General features: G+C 45.5%; 13 protein-coding genes. 8 read left to right on the top strand and 5 right to left on the bottom strand.

Annotated elements, in window-relative coordinates:
• The 4 genes from bfr (ACUJFK_RS02820) to ACUJFK_RS02835 all read left to right on the top strand — a co-directional run bounded on the left by bfr (ACUJFK_RS02820) (position 1) and on the right by ACUJFK_RS02835 (position 6,804).
• Positions 1-474 carry a bacterioferritin gene (bfr, locus tag ACUJFK_RS02820; RefSeq protein WP_226750402.1) on the top strand — a complete coding sequence of 158 codons (474 nt, stop codon included), beginning with the start codon at positions 1-3 and terminating at the stop codon, positions 472-474.
• Entirely contained in the window at positions 474-941 is a 468-nt protein-coding gene (gene bfr, locus ACUJFK_RS02825; RefSeq protein ID WP_226750401.1) for a bacterioferritin, read from the top strand. The genes bfr (ACUJFK_RS02820) and bfr (ACUJFK_RS02825) overlap by 1 nt, the downstream gene beginning before the upstream one ends.
• Before the next feature lie 320 nt (positions 942-1,261).
• The gene (locus ACUJFK_RS02830) at positions 1,262-3,670 is read left to right on the top strand and encodes a TonB-dependent receptor (RefSeq protein ID WP_445426013.1); all 2,409 of its coding nucleotides are present in this window, start codon (positions 1,262-1,264) and stop codon (positions 3,668-3,670) included.
• 263 nt (positions 3,671-3,933) lie between these two features.
• Positions 3,934-6,804 (top strand): insulinase family protein, encoded by a 2,871-nt coding sequence (locus tag ACUJFK_RS02835; RefSeq protein ID WP_445426753.1) that lies wholly within the window; start codon positions 3,934-3,936, stop codon positions 6,802-6,804.
• 84 nt (positions 6,805-6,888) lie between these two features.
• On the opposite strand, the gene ACUJFK_RS02840 is transcribed toward ACUJFK_RS02835, so the two are convergent.
• Positions 6,889-8,886 carry an alkaline phosphatase D family protein gene (locus ACUJFK_RS02840; RefSeq protein WP_445426014.1) on the bottom strand — a complete coding sequence of 666 codons (1,998 nt, stop codon included), beginning with the start codon at positions 8,884-8,886 and terminating at the stop codon, positions 6,889-6,891.
• Between the two features lie 409 nt (positions 8,887-9,295).
• On the opposite strand from ACUJFK_RS02840, the gene ACUJFK_RS02845 reads away from it, so the two are divergent.
• Positions 9,296-9,676: an ATP-binding protein gene (locus tag ACUJFK_RS02845; RefSeq protein ID WP_445426015.1), complete on the top strand. Its 381-nt coding sequence runs from the start codon at positions 9,296-9,298 to the stop codon at positions 9,674-9,676.
• Between the two features lie 123 nt (positions 9,677-9,799).
• On the opposite strand, the gene ACUJFK_RS02850 is transcribed toward ACUJFK_RS02845, so the two are convergent.
• The 4 genes from ACUJFK_RS02850 to ACUJFK_RS02865 are packed head-to-tail and all read right to left on the bottom strand — an operon-like array spanning position 9,800 to position 17,906.
• Positions 9,800-10,510, bottom strand: a complete 711-nt coding sequence (locus ACUJFK_RS02850) for a M48 family metallopeptidase (protein ID WP_445426016.1) — start codon at positions 10,508-10,510, stop codon at positions 9,800-9,802.
• Positions 10,510-13,611 carry a type I restriction endonuclease subunit R gene (locus tag ACUJFK_RS02855; protein ID WP_445426017.1) on the bottom strand — a complete coding sequence of 1,034 codons (3,102 nt, stop codon included), beginning with the start codon at positions 13,609-13,611 and terminating at the stop codon, positions 10,510-10,512. The genes ACUJFK_RS02850 and ACUJFK_RS02855 overlap by 1 nt, the downstream gene beginning before the upstream one ends.
• Positions 13,604-16,105 carry a DUF262 domain-containing protein gene (locus ACUJFK_RS02860; RefSeq protein WP_445426018.1) on the bottom strand — a complete coding sequence of 834 codons (2,502 nt, stop codon included), beginning with the start codon at positions 16,103-16,105 and terminating at the stop codon, positions 13,604-13,606. The genes ACUJFK_RS02855 and ACUJFK_RS02860 overlap by 8 nt, the downstream gene beginning before the upstream one ends.
• Positions 16,098-17,906 carry a DUF262 domain-containing protein gene (locus tag ACUJFK_RS02865; protein WP_445426019.1) on the bottom strand — a complete coding sequence of 603 codons (1,809 nt, stop codon included), beginning with the start codon at positions 17,904-17,906 and terminating at the stop codon, positions 16,098-16,100. Before ACUJFK_RS02865 ends, ACUJFK_RS02860 begins: the two co-directional genes overlap by 8 nt.
• Positions 17,907-17,970: 64 nt before the next feature.
• On the opposite strand from ACUJFK_RS02865, the gene tnpA reads away from it, so the two are divergent.
• The 3 genes from tnpA (at position 17,971) to tnpC (ending at position 20,266) form a co-directional block, all read left to right on the top strand.
• On the top strand, positions 17,971-18,255 hold the full coding sequence (gene tnpA, locus ACUJFK_RS02870; protein WP_445425670.1) for an IS66 family insertion sequence element accessory protein TnpA: 285 nt from the start codon (positions 17,971-17,973) through the stop codon (positions 18,253-18,255).
• Positions 18,256-18,257: 2 nt separating this feature from the next.
• On the top strand, positions 18,258-18,614 hold the full coding sequence (gene tnpB / locus ACUJFK_RS02875; RefSeq protein ID WP_445425669.1) for an IS66 family insertion sequence element accessory protein TnpB: 357 nt from the start codon (positions 18,258-18,260) through the stop codon (positions 18,612-18,614).
• A 92-nt stretch (positions 18,615-18,706) separates the two neighbouring features.
• A complete protein-coding gene (gene tnpC / locus ACUJFK_RS02880) occupies positions 18,707-20,266 on the top strand; it encodes an IS66 family transposase (RefSeq protein WP_445425668.1) in 1,560 nt (519 codons plus the stop codon).
• The last annotated feature ends 139 nt before the right edge of the window (positions 20,267-20,405 follow it).

The raw sequence follows: 20,405 nt of genomic DNA on the forward strand, positions 1-20,405 counted from the left end.
ATGCAAGGTGATTCTCAGGTACTGAGCAAATTGAATGAAGTACTGACGGCAGAACTGACCTCAATCAATCAATATTTTTTACATGCCCGCATCTATAAAAATTGGGGCTTAAAGGCCTTAGACGAGGTTTGCTACAAAAAATCGATTAAAGATATGAAGCAGGCCGATAAATTGATTGAGCGGATCTTAATGCTAGAGGGCTTGCCTAATTTACAAGCGCTGGGCAAATTGCGGATCGGTGAAGACACGCCAGAAATGCTGCAATGCGACGAGGCTTTTCAGTTAGAGCAACTGCCACTGTTAAAGCAAAGCATCGCCCTGTGTGAAAGTTTACAAGATTATGTCAGCCGCGACCTACTGACAGATATTTTAGAGTATGAAGAAAGTCATTTAGATTGGTTAGAAACGCAGCAGCACCAAATTAGCGCGCTGGGTTTACCGAATTATCTACAAGCGCAACTAGGAGGTGAGTAATGCAAGGTAGTCCAAAAGTCATCAGTGCGTTAAACACTTTACTGGCCAATGAATTAGCCGCTATGGATCAATATTTTATTCATTCTCGGATGTATGATGATTGGGGCTTGAGTAAGCTGTTTGCTCGCATCGATCATGAGTTTGACGATGAAAAAGGCCATGCTGCCGCGCTGATTGAACGTATTTTATTCTTGGGCGGTGTGCCGGATATGACAAAGCGTGATGCTATTCATGTCGGGCAAGATGTGCCGAGCATGCTGCAAAACGACTTAAACGTTGAATACACCGTGCAGAAGTTATTAAAACAAACCATGGCGTTGTGTGAGCAAGAGCAAGATTACGTCAGCCGCGATATGTTACAACAACTGCTAGATGATACTGAGACCGATCACGCGCATTGGTTAGAGCAACAATTGCGCTTAATCAAAATGCTGGGCTTACCTAATTATCTACAAGCTCAACTATAAGCGTTATATTACTGCGCGAGTCATCGCGATCCGCGCAGCCTTTCTTCAGTTTTTATGCCTTTCTTGTTATTACCACTTCTATAGCCTGCTGCGCCGCTCTTTATGTGTCAGTTAACGTACTGTTTTTGTTTTCTTGTACGTTTTATCGTGGAGACTTTGCGCTGAGCCTTGGCTTGGTAGTTCGAACATTAACCGCGCTTTATCGTAAAACCTCGACCACACAACGCACTTAGCGAAATCGCGTATTGTGATAATATCACTATTGCAGTATATTGTTACGATATAACATTTAATTTATCGCGTTGCTCTGAGAGGACCCAATGAACCAGAAAAGTGCTTTGGCGCTATTAATTGCCGCCAGTTTAGCCTCCACTTCCGCCTTCGCTAACACGATCAGTGGGAAAATCGTCGACAGCAAGGGTAAGCCCTTAGCGAATGCCAGCTTAAATGTAGCTGGCAGTGCCAGTAAAACGGTGTCAGATGAAAATGGTCAGTTCTTGCTTACGGATGTGCCGGTTAATCAAGTTGAAGTGCACTTTTCAGCGCGCCGTTATGGCCACAGTAATGCCCAATTCACTGTGCCTGCCAACGGTTTAACCGATGTGACCTTAGTGCTGCAAGCGAGCTCAATTGAAATCATCGACGTCACCATCAGCCCATTGCACGCTTCTATTATTGAATCTTCTTTACCCATCAGTGTGTTAGCGGGTGACAAATTAAAAATGCAGCAAGCCACTACCTTGGGCGATACGCTCAGTAAGCAAGTGGGTGTGCATTCAACGTTTCAAGGTGGCGTGGCCAGTAGCCCGATTATTCGCGGTTTAGATGGTCCACGTGTTTTAATCATGCAAAACGGTTTAGATGCGGGTGACGCTTCGCGCGTTGGCCCAGATCACAGTGTCGCCACTGAAGCGAGTACCGCTAAGCAAATTGAAGTTCTGCGTGGGCCTGCAACCTTATTTTACGGCAGCGGTGCTATTGGTGGTGTGGTTAACGTGGTAGATGAACGTGTGCCAAGCAACAGCACGCCGCGTGCAGAGTGGATAACCGAGTTACAAAGCGTGGATTCGGCCAAGTTGGTGGCGGGTAATATGGTTACTGGCAACAGTGATTATGCCGTATATTTAGATGGTTTTTGGCGTGATAGCATTAATTACCGTACCCCAGGCGATTGGCAAGGTGAATTAGACGATCATTCTGACCATGATCATGATGAAGCCGAACACGATGAGGCAGAGCATGATGAGCATAGCACTAAGCGTATCGCCAATACCTTTAGTACCAGTAAAGGCTTTACCTTAGGCGGCAGCAAATTGCTGGAAAATGGTTTTGTAGGTATAGCTTACGGTCGCTTAGAACGCGATTTTGGCATGCCAGGCCACAGCCATGGTGATGAAGAAGAGTTGACCCAAGCTGAGAAAACCCAAGATCGCGTGCAGTTGCAAAGCGAGCTGTATTTTAATGATCATTGGATAAGACAGTTTAATAGTCGTTTGGCCTTTACCGACTATCAGCATGCCGAAATAGAAAACGGTGAGGTGGGCACGGTTTTTACTAATAAAAGCCAAGAAGCTCGTTTCGAGTTACTGCACCGGCCATGGTTTGACTGGAAGGGTGGTTTGAGCCTGCATTATAAATTAAGTGATTTCGGCGCGGTTGGTGAAGAGGCCTTTTCGCCTGCATCAGAGACTCGCACGCTGGGTTTAGGTTGGATGACCGAGCGGCACTTTGGCCCAGTTTTATTACAGTTAGGAGCGCGTGTTGAGCAAGTCAGACTGGATGCCGCTGAAGTAAAATTAGTTGATATAGAATTACATGGCGATGAAGCCGAGCATGCAGGTGAAGAGCATGGTGCTGAGATTGCCGATTTTGCTTTTGCTGAGCGCTATAATCCATTTAGCGTGTCGGCCGGTTTAGTGTGGGATTTCCAAGAAGGTTATAATGTTGGCCTGTCGTTCTCGCATGCTGAGCGCGCACCAAGCGCTGCTGAATTACTTTCGTTTGGGCCACACCTTGGCACACGTAGTTACGAAGTCGGTGCTTTGTTCCAATTAAATGAAGATCGCGATGGCTTTGAATTAAATGCAGCCACACAAGGGCTAGAGCGTTCACGCAATTTAGATTTAACGCTACGTAAGTTCCATGGCAATGTTGGCTGGGTGCTCAACGCCTTTTATAACCGCGTGGATAACTACTATTATGCTGGTAACACCGGTTTATATGCTGAGTTTGCGCATGAAGGTGAAGAGCCAGAGGCTGAGCATGATCACGCCGATGAATTGCCGGTTTATCTGTATACAACCGATACCGTTACGTTGCATGGCTTTGAAGGCCAAGTGAATTGGCAGTTAGATGAGTTTTATCATTTAACTGTGCAAGCCGATTATATTCGCGCTCGTTTACGTAGTGGCGGTGAATTACCGCGCACGCCGCCGCTGCGCCTGATGACTGAACTGGCCTATCAAGGTGAACAGTTCGATGCCGACTTCAGCATTAGCCGTTATTTTAAGCAAGATAATACCGCTACCTTAGAAGAGGCGACACCGGGATACACCATGGTTGATGCCAGTGTCAGCTATCGCTTTAACTGGGGGCAGCAAGCTTTAGTGGCCTATGTAAAAGCACAAAATATCACGGACGAATTAGCACTGGTGCACACCTCGTTTCTAAGAGATGTTACACCGCTACCTGGTCGTAATTTTGCTGTAGGCCTTCGCGGCAGCTTCTAGAGCCTCAGCAGGGCTTTTAAGAAAAAATGGCAGCATCGCGCTGCCATTTTTTTTGGGTACGCGCCATCACTCACACACTCCTCTGACCACACTCTGAGGCAGATCCGACCACACTCAGACACCGGTTAGACCAGTCTCTGAGACAGGTATGACCACACTCCGGTACAGGTCAGACCATACTCAGAGACGTTTGGTTTATTTGTTTGCTATTTGGTTATGCTTGTTCTACATTATTTTTACATTTTTCAGTGAGGGAATTGATGATGAAAAAACTTTTAGTAATTAGCGCGGTAGCACTGGCGGTGATGACAGGCTGTGCCCAACAAAGCACCTCTTTAGATGTGACAACCATACAACAAGCGGCAGCAGCCATAGTGGTGAGTCCGAACGATCAGCGGCAATATAAAACGCTGACCTTGCCCAATAAGTTGGCAGTAGTGTTAGTTTCTGATCCGGCGTCCGAAAAATCTGCCGTGTCGCTCAGTGTCGGCGCGGGTATGTTACAAGATCCAATGTCACAGCAAGGTTTAGCGCATTATTTAGAGCATATGCTGTTTATGGGAACCGAGCGTTATCCTGATCCTGCTGAGTACGCCGGTTTTATGAGCCTGCATAACGGCGCTTACAATGCTTACACTTGGTTAGATATTACCAACTACATGTTTGAAATTAATAACAATGTATATGACGAAGCTTTAGATCGTTTTTCAGATTTCTTCAAATCTCCGAAGTTTTACCCTGAGTACTCAGACAAAGAACGCAATGCCGTGAATGCGGAGCAGTCGATGCGTCGTGAAATGGATTTCCTCGGTCAATTTGAATTGATGCGCCGGATGTTTGGTGATCACCCTTCAAATCGTTTTTTGGCCGGTAGCTTAGAGAGTTTAAGCGATAAACCTGACAGTAAATTGCATGATGAGATGCTGCAATATTATCAGCGCTATTATTCGGCCAATAATATGAAGTTAGCCATGATCAGCAATTTACCGTTAGCTGAAATGGAGCTGCTGGCGTTAAAGCATTTTGCCGCTATTGAAAATAAAGACATTGCCATTCCCAGCGTGACAGCACCCTTAGATAACCGTTTATTTGGTGCTAAGCGTATTCATTATGTGCCAAATCAGGATATCAAACAGCTACGCCTCGACTTTACCATTCGTGCCAATTTAGAAAAATACGCGGTAAAACCCAATGAATTTATTAGTTACTTACTGGGTTCAGAAATGCCGGGTACGGCAGCGGCACAGTTGAAAGCGGCTGGGCTTATTTCCAGCATGAACGTGTCGGCGACCCCAGATTTTTATGGTAATTACGGCAGCCTAACGATTGATCTAAGCCTGACCGATGCCGGTATGCAGCAACGCGAGGCGATTACCGCGGTAGTGATGCAGTACTTAGCCTTAATTAAAGAGCAAGGTGTTGATAGTAAATACTTTAATGAAATTAAAACCAGCCTGAGTAACCAATTTCAGTTTTTAGAAAAAACCGATGGTTTTGGTTATGCTTCACAGTTAACCGCCTCGATGTTGAAACTGCCAGTCAAAGATGTGGTCGCCGCACCCTATTTATATGAACGCTTTGATGCCGCAGCGATAGAAGAGGTATTAGCGCAACTCACCCCAGAAAATTTGCGTTTGTGGTATATCAGTAAGCAAGAGCCACACGATAGCGAGCTGGTGCGCCATGTCGGTAAATATAAAATTGTTGATATTAGTGCAGAAGAGCAAGCAGCGTGGCAGCAACCGATAGTGGCGCTGAACTTACCCCAAGTGAACCGCTTGTTGCCAGAAAGCTTTGCCATTAAAACGCCCATCGAGCAGCAAAAACCCACCTTAGTTCACGAGCAAGCCGGTATTAAAGCGTGGTTATACCCGAGTAAAGTATTTGCCGACCAACCTAAAGGTCGCTTAGATATTGTATTAAATAGCCCAGCAGCGCAAAACAGTGTGCAGGCAAAAGTCGCCTTTGCTTTATGGCGCGATCTCTACAATTTGGCGCAAAGTGCCTTAGCGACTGAGGCGCAGGCTGCGGGTATTAGCATGTGGCTGAATGATGGTAATGGCTTAACACTAAATTTAGATGGTTTTACCGATAAGCAACCTGAGTTATTAGAGCAAGTGTTAGCGGGGTTAACACCGGCGATAACCGAAGAAGGGTTTGCCCAAGCGGTTGATCGCTATGTGCGAGGTATTGCTAACCAGACGCGGCAAGTGCCGTTTCGCCAAGCGTTTTGGGCTTTTAACAGTCTCTATCGTGGCGGTAACTATAACCCTGAGCAACTGATAACCGCCGCTAAGCAAATGACGTTAGCAGATTTACAACAGGTGATCAGCAACACACTGCTGAACAACGAAGTACGGGTGTTTGCCTTTGGTAACTATGATAAACAAGAGGTGGTCGCTTTAGTCAGTAAGCTGCAAGCGGCTTTACCTGCAGCACGGCAATCCACCGCATACACACAAAGCCCATTTTGGCAGCCAACGCCGGGTAAAAGCATCGTGTTGCAGCGCGATATTGATGTAACCGACGTTGCGCTTATCGATATGCATGTGCATCCCACTAAAGGTATGGCACAGCGTGCTGCAGCCAGCGTGTTAGCATCGCACTTTAGCAATCAAGCCTTTGATAAGCTGCGTACCGAAGAGCAACTGGCTTATGCGGTGGGCGGCACGGCAATTGACCTAGATGAATACACCGGTTTTGGTTTGTATATTCAAACACCGGTAAAAGGTCCGGCTGATATGCAGCAACGCTTTGACGAGTTTAAACAGCAATACTGGCTTAGTTTACAACAGGTAACGCCTGAGCAATTTGCGCAATTAAAGCAAAGTTTATTGCTAAGCTTGAATGAGCCGCCGAAGAATCTGTTTGAAGAAATGCAGCCACTTGTCAGTGATTGGTATCGTGAGCGTTTTGAGTTTGATAGCAAAGCGAAACTGATTGCCGCGGTAGAGCAGGTGAATTTGGATGACGTCAAAGCCTTTTATCAGCAAACGCTATTAAACCCTGATGCCGCACGTATTTCGGTGCAAATGCGTGGCACCAGCTTTAAAGATAAGCCTTTTGCTACCTTGCCTAATCAGCAAGTGGTGAAAGATTTAGCGGAATTCCAAAAAACCATGCCGAAGCAATAAGCTTATTTAGCCACAAAAAGAGAGGGCAGCCTGCTAAGGCTGCCTTTTTGATCATGCGGGATCTGCACAGTGCTAGGCTAAGGCCTACTCCCAGCGCGCTTCTTCTTTTTTGATAATAAAATCGATGGCTTTTCCGGCACAGGTTAACTGCGCGATACGTTTTGGTGAGCCATCCTCATGCAGGTCGACTAAGCCGATACCCGCCTGATTTAATAAGCGTTCTCCGCGCTGCGCATTATCGGGTTTATGCGGCACTATGCGCATGCGCCGACGTTTTGTCAGCCAGTTTAAAGGCGAGCGGGGGGCATATAACCAACGATTTAACCGGTCTAAAATATCCAGTAAACGGCCAGGGAACTGGTTTTTTAAGCCACTGCTGGTAATTTGCCAAATATCCGGCCCAGCGGCTTTGCTGCGTAAATGCACTTCATACACAAAAGAATAATGCACATCGCCTGATAAAATCACAAAGTGTTTGGGCGTTTTGGGGTGTCGAAATAAATTCAGCATGGCATGCGCAGTACCACGATGGGCCATCCAGTTCTCCGCATCAACGAGCAGCGGGCGACCAAAAAAAGTAAAGATTTTTTGAATATTCTCAATCAGCTTTACCCCAAAAATCGGCGCTGGCGCCACCAACACCACAGCATCGTGTCCAAGCAGGTTTTGCTGCAACTCGGTAATGGCTTCCCAATCCAATAAACCCGAAGGGCGGTTAATATTCACTTCAGAACGCCAACGGCGGGTGCGGGTATCTAACACCAATAACGGCGGCTCGGTTGGCCATTGATAGTGCCACTGCTGAAACTGTAATAATTCACTGATCAGTGCTTCATGCTCAGGGCCGCCGCTGTGAGCTAAGGCTTGCTCAACGCGATCGAGTAATGCGCTGGAGAAATCGACCGGCTTGTTGCCCCAACCTTGACAAAGCAAATAGCTCAGTAGAGCGTTACCTATAATGCGTTTAGAAAAATCATGCTCATAAGCAGTTTTTTCCCATTCTGCCGTGAGGTTCCAGTCATCGCTAACATCGTGATCATCAAAGATCATCGCTGTTGGTAAATGCGCCAGAACACGTCGTACCTTGGCTAAACCTGCTGCGAAAGTTTCAATTAACTGCTGTTGTTGCTGATAACGTTCAAGTTCATCCTGAGATAATTGCGACTTTAAGGTTGAATTTAACGCCATTGAATCGGGTTGCCAACCAGCGGGAGACCAAACGAGTAAATACATTCCGAGCATTTCTGCGGCGCTAATTAAATGGTTGCGCGCTGTATCAGTGGTAAACACTGGTTTTTTCACACCGCGAAAAACCTGGCTGAGCATCGCTTCGCTGGCTTTGGTTTTGGGTAATAATGTATGTCGCTGATAATAATGCGGTGTTTGCTGGTGCAGAGTATCGGCATCGCTGACCCGGGAACAGGGCAGGTTTTCATTGTGAAAGCCTAGTTGATTAATTAACTGATGTATCGCCTGTAACATTGGTGCCGCGACATCATCGGCATAAATTTGATCGCCACTGAGCAACAATAATGCCGGCCACTCAGTCACCTCTTGTTGCTGCAATAGCAAATCGGCGGCAAGTAAACCATCTTCACAGTCGGCATGCGGTTTGCGGCAAGAGCCATGTAATAAGCGTTGTAGTTTCGGCTGTATGATAAAGCCCGGGTTATCGCGCCCAGCATAAACAAGATCCGGTGCCCACTGTTGCCAGCCTTGCCATTTGGCTGGCTCTGATGTTCGGGGCGCGACTTGTAAATCGTAGCTGATCCACACCGCTTGCGGTAATGCTGCCGTTAGCGGCAGTTGCAATAATTGTAAGTTCAGTTTTTCCGCGCAGCGAATACTGCGGCAATACTGACTTAAGGCCGCAGCGTCAAAGCTAAGCGGTTGTTGGCCTGTAGGGGTCAGTGTAAGTTGCATTTGAACCGGCTCACGCGTAGCGAGCCAGAACGTCACGGTTGTCGGTGTTAAGGCCCGCAGCATAGGCCCTGCCAACACTAATGGCAGTGTTGACGGTTCGCTGGGCTCTGCTGCGCGGGTCATGGCTTGTGTTATCGCAGGGTGCCGAAGTACCAACACAGGTGGTTTCTGAAATAAATCTGGAAAGTTATATGAAACAAGGGTTGTGCGACTTTTCCAGAAAAACACCAAATCACGGTGATTTTTCCTAAAATACTGGATTAAAATGTATCACTTTCCAGAGTTTTTGCCAGTAGTAGGCTGAAGAATTCTCATTGCCTTATGTAATTGATACCGTTTTAAAAAGCAGATAGTATTTAAATCGAGGGCCTTGATACATCGCTGCGACCTGCAGACCACTGGGGGCATGACTAGCCCAAGCTAAATTGCTTGGGCGTTTTCTTTAATCTTACCTGCATTTAATGCACTCAAAATCACAACTTTTGTTACTTGTGACACTTTCACCAAAGCTAAAAAAATCGAGCGTTTCTGAGAGTAATAAAAGATCTTAATGGGATCTGATTTTTATATGGAGCTGCTTCAGAGCGAAAGAATTGCCTGGGGAACCAGTTTAACCTTTAGCCAACACAAAGCAGATGGCAGTCACAGCAAAGCACTAAAACAGCTGTCGAAATACGACATCCTGATTCTGGATGATTGGGGGTTGGAGAATTTAAAAGCGACACAGCGCAACGATCTAATGGAGATCATGGATGATCGGCATCAACTAAAGTCAACAATTATGGTAAGCCAGTTACCAACGGAGGGATGGTATCAGGCAATTGGCGATAACACGCTGGCCGATACCATCCTGGACAGGTTAATGCACAACCCACACAGACTAAAACTCAAAGGAGAATCGATGCGCAAAGTCACATCAGATTTGACTGAAAATAAACACCTAGGTTAAAAGAGAACTGAGCCCAATGCGGGAAATGCCGGGTGTTCACATTCACCAGAATCGGTGTTCACATAAATCAGAATGCGCATTAAAAGTGACTAGCAAGATGATTTCAGTTTCATTTAACTCAAATCAATACCCCCACTTATCAAACGCCAACGGTGAGCGATTAAGTGTTCGCCGATATTCCGGCCACTTAGGCAAGTGTTGCTGCATTAGTGCTTTAAAGCGCTCGTTATGATGCCGCTCTAACAAATGTACCAGCTCATGCACAATAATGAATTCCAGGCACTCAGGGGGCTTTTTGACGAGCTCCAGATTAAGCCAGATGCGGCCAGTGCTGGGGTTGCAGCTGCCCCATTTGGTTTTCATTCGTTTGATACCGACAAAGCTGGCCTTAACACCTATACGCTCTTGCCATTGCTGGATAAGTGGTTCAACACGCTTACGCAGAATGGCACGGTACCAATCTTGTAAGATCATTTGCCGCTTTTCTGAGGTACTGTCTTTGCGACTGGAGAGAACAATTTTACCGCCCTTAAGTTTCACATTGTTCTCAAAGCCTTGCGCTACGTCCAAACGGTATCCTCGGCCCCACAGGTAGTGGGTTTCGCCAGTACACATTTCACGCTCTGATTGGCGCGGCTGTGCGGCAAAATCGGCTTGTTGTTCACGGATCCAAGCGATACGTTTCACTACCGCCATGCGAATGGCGGTATCACTCAGTTTTAGCGGTGCCGATACCCGTACTTTACCCTCTGGTGGCAGTACCGAGATATGCAGGTTTTTTATCGGTTTGCGCTGCAAATCGAGCGTGATGTTGCCGATGGTGATTTCCGCCATTAATGATACTCTTTTTGCGCTTTAATCAAGTCCATTACGGCTTTTACATCTACCTGGTATTCAGCAGTTTCTTGCTGAATAGCCCGGGCGATTTCTTTTTCTTTAAATCTGTCGCCTAACCACTCGGCTTTTTTGGTATAGCGTACGGCAGTGTCGATTTTAGTTACCAGTACTTCATTATTGCCAAAGTTATCGTAAAGTGCCCGTTTCGCCATGGTATCCATCGTTTCCGGATAGGCTTTAGCTGTATTACTGGCTGGATATTTTACCTTCTTCGCCAGTTCCCGCACCTTTTCTAAATATTCCTGATACGAAATAGCTTGCTGCCGGCGCTGCTCAATCAGCTCATCCAGTAGTACCGACATCTGCTCGTAGTATTTCGGGTTGACTGGGTTTTCATCAACAATGGTTTTACGCACATTATTCTCAATCGCTTCCGCCATTGCCTCTGGGTTATTTTTCATATCCTTTGGCAAGCCATCCAAGGCATCAGTACCTTTTTGCACGATAAGCTCAATCAGGCCCAGCTCTTCAAAATCCATCAGGGTTTCGCTTGGTTCGGCGTCAATATACAGGTCGAGCATTTGGCGCATCGCAGGCTCAAACTGCTTCATATCCACCACATCGCCACTGGCGATTTTGATTTCATCGCGCACCTTGCTGTAGTGTTCTACTTCCTGGCGAATCATATCAGCTTCACCTTTGCTATAGCCTGCTTGCGGCATTTCACTGGCAATATTAGTAAAGCAGCGGATCAGCTTCGCTACGCTCTGGTACAGTGTTAGGCGCAGCGCTTCTTTTTCGCTAAGTTCTTCTTCCTGCGCACCAGGCTGACAGCAGAAATAATGCTGGTAATCGATTTGATTTTTCGGGGCTTTTACCGGCTCACAAAGGGTTTTAACGGCTTCAAGGGCATTGTCTAAATCTTCTTTGGCCATTTTTAACCGGTCTTTTAAAAGACCTGCCACATCCTCTTTGTCGTAGCCTTCAAAAGCTTCGCTGGTGTAGTCGTTAACGGTTTTTTCCAGGCATTTAAACAAGTCTTTGTAATCGATAATGTAGCCATAATCTTTATCATCTCCATCCAAGCGGTTTACGCGGCAAATAGCCTGAAATAGATTATGGTCTGCCATCTTTTTGTCGATATACAGGTAAGTTGCTGAAGGCGCATCAAAGCCTGTCAGTAGCTTGTCGACCACAATCAGTAAGCGCATTTGCCCAGGCTCTTCGATAAAGCGCTTTTTAACGGTTTGCTCAAACTCCTCGACGCGCTTTGCGGCTTCATCTTCTGATTGTTCAAAAAACTCGGCCAGCATTTTTCGGTAAATCTTGTATTTACTCAGCTTCTCAGTGGCCCCGGCGCCGGTTTCTTCGCCTTTAATTTCAGCAGCATTCGGCTGATAGCTGGTAACAATGGCGCATTTGCCCATAAAACCTGCATCGGCGAACATCTCATACACCTTACAGGCTTGATAGACACTGGCGCAGACTAACATGGCATTACCGCGGCCTTCTTTAAGGCGTGGCTTAGTATCAAAATCCATCAGGATATCGCCAACAATCTGCTCTAGCCTTGCCCTGCTTGAGAGCAACTTTTGCATTGAGCCCCATTTTTGCTTAATTTGCAGCTTGCCTAAGCGGGATAGGTCTTTGGTTTTAGCTTCAAACCATTCATCCACTTTCTTTTGTGATTTCACCCGCTGGTCGATATCACGCGCTTCATAGCGCAAATCAAGCACCACGCCATCCGACACGGCTTCGTTAAACTTGTAGGTATGAATATAGGTACCAAACACCTCGACTGATTTTTTCTTGTCTTCTTTCATCAGCGGCGTACCGGTAAAACCAATAAAGAGCGCATTGGGCAGAATGCTTTTCATGGCAGCATGCAATAAGCCCGACTGAGTGCGGTGACACTCATCAACAAATACAAACACATCACCTTTGGGCGAGAAGTCAGCCGGCAGGCTTTTCTTCATTTCGCTGATAAAGTCATCGGCGTTTACGGTTGATTCGTCATCCTCTTCGCCATGCCGACCAAATTTATGCACCAGCGAGCAGACCAACCAAGGGTTGGGCTTATTGAGCTTATCCACCAAGTCGGCACCACTTTTACTACGGTAAATTTGCTCATCAACGCCGGAGAATACCTTTTCTATTTGCTCATCCAATTCGGTACGGTCGGTTACCACCAACACGCGCGAATCACGCACATTCTCTCGGATCCACTTCGCCAGCCACACCATGGTTAAGCTTTTGCCCGAGCCTTGGGTATGCCAAATAATACCGCCTTCACGGCGGGCGATAAATTTCTTGGCGGCATTAATACCGAAGTACTGGTTGTGTCGGCAGGTCTTTTTTCGCCCAGCATCGAACACCATAAAGTCGTGAATCAGTTCTAAAAAACGCTGTTTTTGGCAAATGCGACTGATATGAAAATCCAGAATATATTCATAGGGATTAACACAATCCTCTTTCCACTCCAGATAATGCTTAGCGGTAGTTTCGATGGTGCCATAGCGTAGACCCTGAGTATCATTTCCGGCCATCACCAGCTGCATGGTAGTAAAGAAATTGCGGATAAAGTCTTTTTTCTGGTTATCGAGGTTCTGCGCAATGCCTTCAAATACCGAAACGCTGGAACGCTTGAGTTCAATCACACCCAGCGCAATACCATTCACATAAAGCACTAAATCCGGGCGTTTTTTATTTTCGCCTTTTACCGTTACTTCCTCGGCAATGGCAAAGTCATTGGCTTCCGGGTTTTGCCAATCAATAAGCCAAATGGTTTGGTTTTGCTCACCCGCACTTTCTTTGTCTTTTACACCGTAGCGCAGTAACTGGTAAACATCCTTGTTGGCATAGTAAAGGTGCTTGCCTTCACCTAGGCTTGCGGCTTTGTCGAGCTGACGCAGCGCACGGGCAATCAACGCCGCCGACACGCCGCGCTCGCTTAACCATGTAGAAAGAATGTCTTCCTCGATATTGCGGTTATTGGCACGATCGGTCCAATCGCCTAAGTAGCGATAGCCAAGCTCTTGGGTGAATAACTTGATCACACGTTGCTGGGTGAGTTTTTCTTTTTGGCCAACGTCAGTCATTTGGTAATCCTATGAGTGTTTGACATAGCTGGAGTAGCGCTGCTTTTACTTCAGAAAAATTCGCGTAAGTGCGTTCAAATACGTCGACTTCAATCCCCAATAATTTTTGCATTGAAAATCCAAACCCATATAAAACTTCTCTGAGCACAACTGGGAACAGTGGATTTTCAGTCTGTGTTGGCTGTGCATCTTTACTAAACGTCAATTTAAACAAAGACTCAGCATATGTAATATCAAGCTTGTAATAACTACTACCAAATCTAAACCATCTAAGTGTAATTCCTGGCTCACAACCACTCCCTCGAAGTGCCGAATATTCAGGGCCACCAAAGGGTGCCGTAGCAAACGATTCGTCTTCAAGCTTTTGCTTAAAATAATAAGTGACTACTTCCGTATGATTATGATTTCGCTGAGATTGATGCATTAAAAGTAGCGTTTTTTTCTCTAGTACTACGAAACCTTGTTCTGATACATCAAAAAGGAATGGACTAGCAATCAATAAATGCCGCCAATCATTTTCGTTAAATTCCTCTAACTTTAAGGTCGACGAACAAATTCTTTCCAAGCTCTGCACTACATTTGCAGGGTCAAACAGAGGGTCGTCAAACACCTGCTGGACAAAACCTTGCTTTTGGTTCCACTCATCGCTCTTTACCAGAGATAATCGTAGTAACCGGTACCATGAATAATCGCGTCGGGCGTTGCTTACTCGTGTCGAGTGAAGCATGTTGTACTTGTTGTCTTTTTGGATGAAATACATGCCTTTGCATAAGACAGCTCTTTCCCATGCGTAGTTTATTGATTGTGAACCTTTTGCTAGAGCAGCAAATGTTTGTGCGGCTGAAAAAGCGTAAAATTTAAATTTTTCATGGAAGTGTGTATCAAGCGCTTCCCATGCCACATGGTTGTACTTAAGGAAGTAATCCACTAATCCGGCAAACTGTAAGACAAAACCTATCTGCCCTTGAAACGTAGCATGTTGCTCTAACTGTAGAATGTCATTTCGCCAATCTCTTGATTTCATCAGTAAATGTGCTTTTAACTTTTCTTCAAAAATCTGAGGCTTAGAGAAGGCTGTTATTTCGATATTTTCGCGAAGTAAATCAAGAATTGGTTTTTGGTGACGCAGCAATTCATTCATGCTTACTAGGGCGGGTTGATAATCTTTGACTTCAACAATACGGGGGTGTTCAGTCAAATTGAACACGACACGCATCAATTCCAAAAGTTCTTGGTCGCGTTTCCCGTACGCGACAGCGCTATAAAAGGCAAAAAAACGAATTTTTTCTGGGTAACTTGTCGAATTCGATAAAACTTTTTTGAAGATATCTATTTCTTGATAATAAGGATTGTCAGGCAAATACCGTGCGATCCCAGACTGTTGGGACTGTTTTGCACTCAACAAATCTAACACTGCAATCAGTTTAACCAGTAACGACTGTGACAATATATTTGCTTTGTCATAATCGTCCAAACTCAGAGATTTAACTTGGGCGCCGTCATACAGCCGTCCCTGAACATCTTCAACATCGACGCCAAGTTGAAGTGAATAATGTTGCGCGATAAACAAGCCAATAAAATTCATCAGCTCATCGTCGAATGTGTTGTCCACCGACACAGTATTCCTAAACGGCCAAAAAACATCAGCCCACTCGTTATCAATTTTATGGATAAAGTAATCGTAGCCGGAAACGGGCTCTTTTTTAAATGACAACCGATATGTTGTTGGCCAAGGTTCCTGGAACCCTTGGATTTTTTGCTCCAGCTTGGCTTTGAAATTCTCAAATGGCGTTAAGGGTTTACCCCGAGCATTCATCTTGATGTAAAGATCATCAGTAAGTGAAAATTCTCTTAGATTGAGAAATCTAAAAGTAATTACTGAGGAGTCTTGCGCTGTTAGGCGTTGGTAGAACTCAGGGAAACTCCGAAATTTTAGATGAATAGCATCCAGCATATTCAGCATTGCTTGGATGGTTGGGTCGAAGCACCAAGACATAAAAAACCAAGGCTGGTCTTGAAGCACAACCGAAATCGCTTTTTCAGATGTACTGTCTTTAATAAGCCCATAATTAAAATGATGGGTTACTAATGCATCACAAAATTCCCTAGAGCTACTTCGAGTTTCATAGGTAAATCGTGAAAGCTCACCTCGACAAATGACGTTTCGAAACTCTTGCTGCTCATCGGCACTCACGGCTAAATACCAATGCAGTAGAAATAAGGTGGTCAGCCGTTGTTGACCATCTAAAGGAATGAATTTCTGGGACTTGCCGATACTGCCATAGACAAAGTCGAGGTCGTTATGTGGGCGATTAGATTCTAAGTAGTTAAACAATGCTTGCAGAAAGGTTTCACGGACTTCGGTAGCTTGTTGACGTCCTTGCGCATAGTCGCGCTGAATGATCGGAATTTCGATGCTTAAATCATAATCGCGAAACAGCTGGATAAAACTCAAACGCTGACCTTGTTGTAGATTATCCATTTGATTAATCATTTGCTGCTCCTTGCTGCGGTAAAAATCCTGCTAATACATGCTTGATAGCTGCTACATAGTCGTTTGCATCGTCCTCACCCCATTGAGCTAACTCGTTGTAAGACTTGCTGTAGTACTTCAGAAATGCATTTTTGGTACAAATAGGGGTAAAAATGCCGAGACTATCATTTTCGATTATTCGCGCCCGTTTGATGGGGAAAATTGCACTCTTGTAACTTCGATTCGTACTAGCATCAAGCAATGCTAAATTACCGAGATCATCGACCCAATCTACTAACTCTTTATTTAGTTGGTTGTTAATCTCGTTATAGAAGGTTACAAACATCTGCGAATTTTCATTGTCGCTTTTGAGTGATTCAATCCTATTAACTAGCTGAGAAATCTTTTTGGCAGCATCTTCCAAAACTTTTGGGTTCATTTTGGCGGCAGTATTCAATTCATCGGCTGGTATGAAAAATGCGATTGCGCTCGGATCGGTTAAAAGGAATTTTTCCAAATCTTCCAGCCACAACTTTCGTTCTTTGCCTTTAGGCACTCGATCCGCTTTGGAACGAATATGCTCAATGTCCCATTGCTCCTTCTTAAATCTATCAAATGGGAAACGAATATCTGCATTGGTGGTGGAAAGCAGAGTTTGAATATTAAACAATAACAACAACTTCCGTATTTCGCCGGTGTGTTCATCATAGTTCAAATCTTCCACATTACGGGTAAACTGTTGCTTGATAAGTCCTCGTAAATACTGTTTGAACAGTGTTTTGGTCATCTCAGGCTTTTGGGCTGTAGTTTTCAAAGCTGCGACTTTGCAACCAGTGGTCACCAAAAAACCTATCAAATGATAAAGCTCTCGGTCCTGATACCACTCATCCAAGGTCATGAAATAGTCTTTGACCTCTTTCCATAGTTGGTCAATGGTCTTCCCACGAATGCTGAGGTCGTCTTGAAACTGGATGAAAGTATAAAAAAGGTCTTGTCCATGCTGACTTGCTTTCATTAAGTCGAACACGAACTCGATGCGCGTTAAATATTCTCTACCAGAGTCGTTGATAAAATACCAAAACGAGGGCTCCTGCAGCCGTTTTTCAATTTGATCCCATTCTGAGGCAATTTGCAGCTGTTTTAGGTTTGCTTGCTTCTCATTGAAGTTTGAGCTTTTCAAAAACAGTGCTTTGATTAATTCGGCATTGGTTAAAGGGATTTTGCCAATGTTAATGCGCGCGAAGACATCTATCGCATAGTTGTAGTCGGCACTTTCACCAGTTAAGTCATACCAGATAACTTTCACAGATGGGCGATCAGCAAACCTCTCTAGTAACAGGTTCAAGAGCTGAGATTCATCCTGTCTATTACGCCCATCTTCTCTGAACCATGTTCGAATAGTTTGATACGCCTGGTTCATATGAAAAAAATCGATGTTATCTTCGAAATTGTCGTTATGAATATGTTCTAAAAACTCAACGCAGTTTGGCCTAGTTTCATACGCTAAGGAATATAGAGCTTTCCCATAGCTTTCTTTAAGAGATTCTTTTATATGAACCTTTTCAAAATAGCGCAAGATTAAAAAAAGCGTTGTAAGTCTTTGCTGACCATCAACCACATGCCATTTTTCTTCACCACGCACTACCACCACTGGCTGCAAACAATAGAAAGCAGATTGTTTATTCTGTGGGGTTTTCGCGAACTCCCACATGTCGTCCAATAAGGCCTTTACTTCAGACTCACCCCAACGATACCCACGCTGATAAGCTGGGATAAAAAAGTCTTCGTTCAGAAGCTCATACGTAAGCGTAACGCCAACCACACATTCCTATCCTAACTGATCAATATTACCCTGTCTGCCTCTTTAAATTATCAGGGTAATCATCATGAAACGCACTAAAGAACAATGGCTGGCCTTATTCGCCGAGCAAGCCCAAAGTGGCCTAACCCAAACGGCATTTGCTAAACGACAAGGGATTATTCCGACCTACTTCAATCTGCGTAAACGCCAGTTGTTGGCTCATCAGAATGATGACACCGGTTTCATTGAATTAGCACCACAAAGCTTGCCGCTCGGGCAGCGTATTCTGCTGCGCAAGCGTGATATGGAATTGCAACTTCCAGCAGGGACGGATGCACTGTGGTTAGCCGCCTTGCTCAGAGCACTTTGACTATGAAAATGTTCCTCGATGTGCCTAAGGTCTATTTGCATAAACAGCCGGTCGATTTTCGCAAATCCATTAATGGTTTATCGTTGCTGGTCGAGCAAGAGATGCAGCTCTCGCCATTTAGCGGCGCACTGTTTGTGTTCTGCAATCGGCAGCGTACCCGGTTAAAAGTGCTGTACTGGGATAGCACCGGGTTTTGCCTCTGGTACAAGCGACTTGAAAAAGACACATTCCGCTGGCCAAGGCAGATGCCAGGTAAAGTGTTGTCTATTAGCGAGCAGCAATGGCATTGGCTGTTGCAAGGTGTCGATATTCAAAAAATCACCGCGCACCAGCCGCTGCATTACCAGAGTGTGGGTTGATATGCCGATCGGCTATAAATCCTGTAGATCGCATCCAAAACAATCTAAATCTTACCAAGCACTTAGCCAAATTGGCCGTTACAATAACGGCCATGAAAAAGATACCTCAATCCTTACCTGATGATGTTGAACTGCTCAAGAAAATGCTGCTTGAGCAGACGCAAAAGCTTGAGCGCAAACTGGCGCAAAAAGACAAACGCATCGCTAAACTAGAGCGGGTTAACCAGCAGCTCTCGGATAAACTGCAGCAATTGCTGGAGCGCTATAACCTGAAGAAGTACCAGAAATTTAGCCCCAGCAGCGAGACCTACGAAGGTGAAGGCGAAGTGTTGAATGAGGCCGAGCAGCTTATTGAAGAGCAGTCAGTAGCAACAGAGCCAGATACTCAGACGACCGAGAGCGCTGAGAAAGCCGCCAAGCCACGCCGCCCACGCATTGCGCCTGAGCTGCCGCGCGTTGATGTTATCCATGACATTGACGATAAAACCTGTGCCTGCTGCGGCCATGCCCTGCATCAAATGGGTGAAGAAGTCAGTGAGCAAATTGAGTTCGTGCCCGCGCAAATCCGTGTGCTGAGAAATGTCCGGTTGAAATACAGCTGCCGGCAGTGTGAAACCAATGGCACTAAGGTCGACATTAAGATTGCCGATGTACCGCCTGCGGTTATCCCTAAGAGCATGGCCACGCCAAGTTTACTGGCGCAAATCATCAGCAGCAAAATGCACTATGGGATGCCACTTTACCGACAAGAAAAACTGTTTAATGAAGCCGGCATTGAGCTTAGTCGTCAAACGATGAGTCGTTGGCTGATAACCTGTGCAGATAAACTTAAACCGCTACTGGCGTTAATGAAAGCTGAGATTCTGAAACAGCCGGTGCTGTGGGCAGATGAAACCACCGTCAATGTGCTGGATGTTGAGAAAAGCACCTGTTACATGTGGGTATATGGCTGTGGCTTAGAAAAAAGTACCGGCCCCAAACTGGCGCTGTTTGATTATCAGGATAGCCGCAGCAGCAAACATCCCTGTGACTTCTTATCCGGCTTTAACGGTTATCTGCAGGTCGATGGTTATGCCGGATATGAGAAAACTCACGCAACCTTAGTCGGTTGCTGGGCGCATGCCAGACGCAAGTTCGTTGAAGCCCAAAAAGCACAGGGCAAAGGCAAAACGGGTAAAGCGGATGTGGCCCTTAACCACATCCAGAAACTCTATGCACTGGAGAGTAAATTAAAAACCGCGCCGCCTGATAAGAAGTATGACGCCAGACAAGCACTAGCTAAACCACTACTAGAACAATTTAAAAGCTGGCTGGATAAATCAAGCGAGAGTGTCACGAAAGAAAGTTTACTGGGAGTCGCTATCACGTATAGCCTGAATCAGTGGCCCAAACTAATCCGCTATCTGGACGATGGCCGATTAAATATCGACAACAACCGTGCTGAGCGCGCCGTCAAACCGTTCGTGATTGGACGCAAGGCGTGGTTGTTTGCCAATACTGAAACGGGCGCAGAAGCCAGTGCTGCAATGTATAGCCTAGTCGAAACGGCCAAAATCAATGGTCTGGAACCGTATGATTACTTATGCCGCTTGCTGACAGAGCTGCCCAAAGCCAATACCCACGAGCAACTGCAAGAACTCCTGCCTTATTGATCAGCAGCCACACCGCAAGGTGTGGTTGTTGTTACGCTTACGCTCATACACACTTTTAAGACACAGATTTGAATCAATAGCAGGCGTTTCTGACATATAACACGGTCCTTGTGGTCATCGGGCAACGATGAATGCTTTT

This window comes from Alishewanella sp. HL-SH06, assembly GCF_052656265.1.

Bases quoted from the DNA above. Each gene is read 5' to 3' on its own strand.
- ACUJFK_RS02860 (WP_445426018.1), bottom strand. From the start codon at position 16,105: ATGATTAATCAAATGGATAATCTACAACAAGGTCAGCGTTTGAGTTTT.
- ACUJFK_RS02830 (WP_445426013.1), top strand. From the start codon at position 1,262: ATGAACCAGAAAAGTGCTTTGGCGCTATTAATTGCCGCCAGTTTAGCC.
- tnpC (WP_445425668.1), top strand. From the start codon at position 18,707: ATGAAAAAGATACCTCAATCCTTACCTGATGATGTTGAACTGCTCAAG.
- ACUJFK_RS02835 (WP_445426753.1), top strand. From the start codon at position 3,934: ATGAAAAAACTTTTAGTAATTAGCGCGGTAGCACTGGCGGTGATGACA.
- tnpB (WP_445425669.1), top strand. From the start codon at position 18,258: ATGAAAATGTTCCTCGATGTGCCTAAGGTCTATTTGCATAAACAGCCG.
- bfr (WP_226750402.1), top strand. From the start codon at position 1: ATGCAAGGTGATTCTCAGGTACTGAGCAAATTGAATGAAGTACTGACG.
- ACUJFK_RS02855 (WP_445426017.1), bottom strand. From the start codon at position 13,611: ATGACTGACGTTGGCCAAAAAGAAAAACTCACCCAGCAACGTGTGATC.
- ACUJFK_RS02850 (WP_445426016.1), bottom strand. From the start codon at position 10,510: ATGGCGGAAATCACCATCGGCAACATCACGCTCGATTTGCAGCGCAAA.
- bfr (WP_226750401.1), top strand. From the start codon at position 474: ATGCAAGGTAGTCCAAAAGTCATCAGTGCGTTAAACACTTTACTGGCC.
- ACUJFK_RS02845 (WP_445426015.1), top strand. From the start codon at position 9,296: ATGGAGCTGCTTCAGAGCGAAAGAATTGCCTGGGGAACCAGTTTAACC.
- tnpA (WP_445425670.1), top strand. From the start codon at position 17,971: ATGAAACGCACTAAAGAACAATGGCTGGCCTTATTCGCCGAGCAAGCC.